This window comes from Comamonas sp. w2-DMI (assembly GCF_040187735.1).
GTDB classification, from domain to species: domain Bacteria; phylum Pseudomonadota; class Gammaproteobacteria; order Burkholderiales; family Burkholderiaceae_C; genus Comamonas; species Comamonas terrae.
Genome location: NZ_JBANEL010000063.1, coordinates 1 through 4,810 on the forward strand (window position 1 = coordinate 1; position 4,810 = coordinate 4,810).

At 56.5% G+C, this 4,810-nt stretch carries 5 protein-coding genes; all 5 read right to left on the bottom strand.

What is annotated here, in order from left to right; all coding sequences use genetic code 11:
* Positions 1–226: 226 nt before the first annotated feature.
* On the bottom strand, positions 227–1,174 hold the full coding sequence (locus tag V8Z74_RS25975; RefSeq protein ID WP_349335419.1) for a PdxA family dehydrogenase: 948 nt from the start codon (positions 1,172–1,174) through the stop codon (positions 227–229).
* Between the two features lie 6 nt (positions 1,175–1,180).
* Entirely contained in the window at positions 1,181–2,155 is a 975-nt protein-coding gene (locus V8Z74_RS25980; protein WP_349335418.1) for a Bug family tripartite tricarboxylate transporter substrate binding protein, read from the bottom strand.
* Positions 2,156–2,340: 185 nt separating this feature from the next.
* On the bottom strand, positions 2,341–2,775 hold the full coding sequence (locus tag V8Z74_RS25985; protein WP_349335417.1) for a phage virion morphogenesis protein: 435 nt from the start codon (positions 2,773–2,775) through the stop codon (positions 2,341–2,343).
* On the bottom strand, positions 2,765–3,139 hold the full coding sequence (locus V8Z74_RS25990) for a phage tail protein (protein ID WP_349712261.1): 375 nt from the start codon (positions 3,137–3,139) through the stop codon (positions 2,765–2,767). The genes V8Z74_RS25985 and V8Z74_RS25990 overlap by 11 nt, the downstream gene beginning before the upstream one ends.
* Positions 3,140–3,587: 448 nt before the next feature.
* On the bottom strand, positions 3,588–4,571 hold the full coding sequence (locus V8Z74_RS25995) for a methyl-accepting chemotaxis protein (protein WP_349335416.1): 984 nt from the start codon (positions 4,569–4,571) through the stop codon (positions 3,588–3,590).
* Positions 4,572–4,810: the final 239 nt, after the last annotated feature.

The window sequence follows — 4,810 nt, forward strand, 5'->3', positions numbered from 1 at the left end:
TCTCCAATCCTGACCAGCGCGGGGAATACGCCTCCGAGAAGATGGCCGCCCTGACACTGCGCGAGCTGGAGCGCTGGCTCACATTGGCGGTCGGCACCTTTGTCTACCGGACCAGGGGCAGTCCAACAGTGGTTTGAAGCGTGAGGCTGAGGAGCGAATCTCTACTCGTTACCGGCGTCTAGGCTTCCTAAACAAGACCCCCGTGCAGGAGCCCCGCAGTTAGCTATTAAGTTACTGAAACGGTGGTGCCTGAGAGAAGTTGAATTGTTCTCAAAAGTGCTGTTGGATCCGCTGTGCCCATACCTGCGATATCCATCGCACTTCCGTGACCGACACTCGACAAGAGCACGTCTCCCCCAATCGATATCGCGCTTGCAGCATTGGGTGCCAGGAGCTTGATGGGGACGTGCCCTTGGTCGTGGAACATCGCCACGTAAAGGTCATGCCGGCGTTGCCCAAGAAGTACATCTGCACCAGCAGGGTCATCAACCTTATGGCCGGCATCTCGCAAGAGCTGCGCTGCAGGCAGCGTGATCGAAGCATCTTCCTCACCAAAAAGCGTGCCCTCAGAAGCGTGTGGGTTTATTCCAAAAAGTGCGACTTTGGGTGCTGGCTCACCCAACAACGCACAGCCTTTTATGCCGGCCAAAGCAGCACTCTTCACAAGTTGTGGAGTCAACCGATTCAGTGCACTTTGCACACTTTCGTGAAGTGTGGCGTGCACGATTCGAAAACCTGCGCCTACAAGCATCAAAAAGACTTCACTTTCTCGAGCGCCACATACGCGGGCTACCAGTGATGGGTATCCAGAGAAAGGTATGCCAGCTAGGTGTATAGATGTCTCATGATGCGGGCATGCAATGACTGCATCAGCCACCCCGCGCTTGCACGCTTCAATTGCAGCTGTTGCCGATGCAACGGCAGAGTGTCCTGCATCAGCCTCAATCGTGCCAAATCGAGCAGCTCTGTCCAGCGTTCCCACTTCAACGTGGTTGATTTCGTTAAGTACGTGAGAGAGGCCACACACGGTTGCGGTCTGTGCGAGTACATTGCCTGGTCCAAAAACCGTAATCCGCTGCCTATCGTTTGGCGACAAAATTGCTAGCGCTTTGATCGCAATTTCTGGTCCGATGCCGTTCGGATCTCCAATGGCAAGAGCAAGTCTTCGAGTCATTCTGGGTCACTCAATAGTTATGTGCGCGTCTCGAATGACCTTTTGCCACAGCTGGGTCTGTTGTTTGATGAAGTTTGCGCTGTCAACCGCTGTTTTCGGCATTGCATCCAGGCCCAGATTGACAAACCTGTCGTGCATGGATGGGCGGTTAACTGCATCGCTTACAGCCCTGTTCAATAACGTGATGTCTGCGGTAGAGGTGCCAGGTGCTGATACGGCGGCATACCATGTGACCGATTGCATTGCGGGCAAACCTACCTCCGCAAAAGTAGGTACATCAGGCAGTGCTGCTGAGCGCTTTGCGTCAGCGACAGCCAAGATCCGAACCTTGCCCGCTTTGTGCAAATTCAGAGCAGCACCGACATTGCCAAAAAAGGAGTCCACCTGGCTACCGGCTAGATCGGTGAGCGCAGGCGTGTCGCCTTTGTACGGAACGTGAAGCATAGAAGCGCCCGTGATACTTTCAAACAATCCCGCCGTAAGGTGGGAAGTTGTTCCGTTGCCTTGAGATGCATAGGAAATTGTGTTCTTGCCACGCTTTGCAAGTTGGACGAACTCTTGAGCGGATGTAACGGCAAGCTTTGGACTGACAATCAGCGCGTTAGGCACGGAAGCAATGGTGCTGATGGCGACCCACTTTGAGGGATCGTATGGCAACTTGGGATACAGGCCTTGGTTAACAGCTATGGGGCCGGGCGATGAAATCAGCAGGGTATTTTCTGAAGGTTTTGACCGGTTAAACACTTCAGCAGCACCCAAGTTGCCGCCAGCTCCGGTCTTGTTTTCAACGTAAACCCCCTTGGGGAACTTGGGGCGCATTTCCTCCGCAAGGGCCCTAGCCAAAACATCTGCAATTCCTCCAGCAGCGAATGGAACCACTATTTTGAGTGGTTTGTCAGATATGTCTTGTGCCGTTGCTGTATTGGCTACTACGAGCCCCAAAGAGCAAATCGTGGTTGCGATTAATTTTTGCCATTGCATGGTAACTTGTCTCCGGAGCGGAAGATTATGAGTAAGTGTCAGGTAAGAATTCTGCCCCCCCGTTGGTTAGGTGGTAAGGGGCGGAGTCTGCTAGCAGGTATGCCGAAAATGAATATCAACTCACTGGGATGATGAAAAATTAGCAACTAAAGTTGTCTCTGGAAGCTACTAACGCACAAGGTAATTCAGCACCAAATCCCGCAGCAATTCCATCTGCTGTGGGCTGATGCCCAGCAGGGGCCGGGCGGGGAGTTGTACTGGGCGCCGGTCTTGCTGACCTTGTCTTGCAGGCCAAAGTGGTGCACCTGAGCGATGCGCTGGGCATAACCCACAAAGCGCAGCACGGTGGCATCGGTGAAGGTCTGGGCCCGTAAGTGGCGGGCAGTGCGAAGCTTGCGGAACATGGAGCCGGCGCGCAGCTTGCCGCGCTGGTCACGGCTTCGGCTTTTGCGGGGGGCCCAGGCTTCGCCCAGTGGGCCGTGCTGGGCAGCGATGCTGCGCTGGTTTTCGCGGCGCAGCATGACCGCCACTTGACGCGCCAGTTGGCGGCGCTCGGCCGGCTGCAGTTTGTGCAGCAGGGGAGCCACCCAGTCACTCAGACGTTGCAGGTCATCGGCCATGGTGTTGTGCAATGCATTTAGCTGTGCGCTGCCTGTGCTGTCTGTGGTGCTGGCCGTTCAGATACAGCGCGGTAATGGGGTCATGCGGCAGCAGGTGCGGGCCGGGTGGCTCGCTGCGGTGCAGCAGTTCCATGGCGCCGACTGGGCCGCCGGGCAGCGGTCGGGCAGCCACGCTTTCGGTCAGCTTGAGATCAATGGCCAGGTCCATTGCCAGGGTGTTGAGGTATTCGGCATCGAAGGTGATGGCCTGGCCCTGGTTTTGGGGGTTGTGCAGCAGGTCGCTTTGGTGGGAACGCAGCCACACGAGGATGGGGCCCATGACGGCATCGGGGTGGCCGGCGTAGTTCAAAAACAGCAGGCGCAGGGTGGACGTGTGCTTTCTTCGTTCGTCGCTGAGGGGCTTGTACCGATAACTCCGCCTGTTACCTGGTTGTCACACATGGCTGTGTAACAACCTTTGGGAACTCACACCAAGCTTGGATTTGAATTCGGCCAGTGGCTCGCCATCAGCGACCCAAAATAAGATAAAGCCCTAGTGCTCACAAAACAATAGCGATTTTTTCGTTGTGTTCCCATTTTGGGAAATTGAATAGATTCAGCAGATGCATCTGGCGGCCTGCGGCGCGGTAATTCTTGTGAGGTACTCGCCCTCTTAAAGATGCGTGTGTTCTTGCTGTTTCTTGCCGTGGATGGGGGCCCTGGGGCTGCCTTGCCAGCCGCAGTAGGTTGTGTGTGAAGGGCTCGGTACGGCGTCGATGTGCAACGGGTCACCTAGCTAATAGGCAAAGTTAGCTTGCCCACGCTGCAGTTGTTCAGGCCGTCTCTGTCTGGAAAACTGCGACAGCGTTGACCAGTTCCTGGGCCTGCTCGTTAAGGCTGAGGGCCGCTGCAGACATTTGCTCGACCAGGGCCGCGTTTTGCTGCGTGGTTTGGTCCATTTGGTTGACCGCTTGGGCCACCTGTGCGATGCCTTTGCTTTGTTCTTCGCTGGCGGCAGTGATTTCGCCCACCACATCGGTCACGCGGCTGATGCTGCCGACGATTTCGCTCATGGTCTTGCCGGCCTGGTTGGCCAGTTCGCAACCGTTGTCTACCCGCGCTACGCTTTCTTCGATCAGGCCCTTGATTTGTTTGGCTGCATCGGCCGAGCGGGCGGCTAAGCCCCGTACCTCGGTCGCCACCACCGCAAACCCACGGCCTTGCGTGCCTGCATTGGCCGCCTCTACAGCGGCATTCAAGGCGAGGATGTTGGTTTGGAAGGCAATGCTGTCGATCATCGAGACGATGTCCTGGATTTTGTGGCTTGACTCGCGGATGCCGCTCATGGTCTCTGCGACCTGGCTGACGGCTTGGCCGCCTTGCTGGGCCACGCGGGTCGCTTGCTGGGCAAGCTTGTTGGCCTGCAGTGCGCTGTCTGCATTTTGTCGAACGGTGGACGATAACTGGTCCATCGACGAGGCGGTTTCTTGCAGTGCGGCGGCCTGGGTTTCGGTACGCACGCTGAGGTCTTGATTGCCCTGTGCAATCTGGGTACTGGCCGCCGCCACATTGTCGGAGCCGGTACGGACGTTGGATGCGACGGAGCGCAGGCTGTCTTGCATCGCTTTGAGCGAGGAGAGCAGTTGCCCGGTTTCATTGGTGGGCTGCTCTTGAATGACCGACGTCAGATCACCGAGCGCCACGGTCTGGGCCACATTCACGGCCTTTGACAGGGGCGAGACGATGGAGCGGATCACAAAGCGGCCGTAGATGCCTGCAATCAGCAGCGCAATCGCACACACGGCGATCAGCAGCATGGGGTCTCCTCGTTTTCAGTGCAATAAGTGACGGTACGCAAAGCTAGCACTGGCGCGGGGGTGGTCTGGGTAGACCGTTGATTTCATTGACTTTCCTGTTCGCTTTGTAAACGGGTATGGTGGCCTCCCACTTTTGAGGTTCACGATGCAGGGTTGGCACACAACGTTTTTGGGGATGCGTGGGCTCCCCCGCGATATCAGCGACTTCGAGATGAAGGCATTTTTCACCTTCGATGGTG

Excerpts from the sequence above, each read along its gene's own strand:
- V8Z74_RS25985 (WP_349335417.1), bottom strand. The coding sequence starts at position 2,775 with ATGGCCGATGACCTGCAACGTCTGAGTGACTGGGTGGCTCCCCTGCTG.
- V8Z74_RS25975 (WP_349335419.1), bottom strand. The coding sequence starts at position 1,174 with ATGACTCGAAGACTTGCTCTTGCCATTGGAGATCCGAACGGCATCGGA.
- V8Z74_RS25995 (WP_349335416.1), bottom strand. The coding sequence starts at position 4,571 with ATGCTGCTGATCGCCGTGTGTGCGATTGCGCTGCTGATTGCAGGCATC.
- V8Z74_RS25980 (WP_349335418.1), bottom strand. The coding sequence starts at position 2,155 with ATGCAATGGCAAAAATTAATCGCAACCACGATTTGCTCTTTGGGGCTC.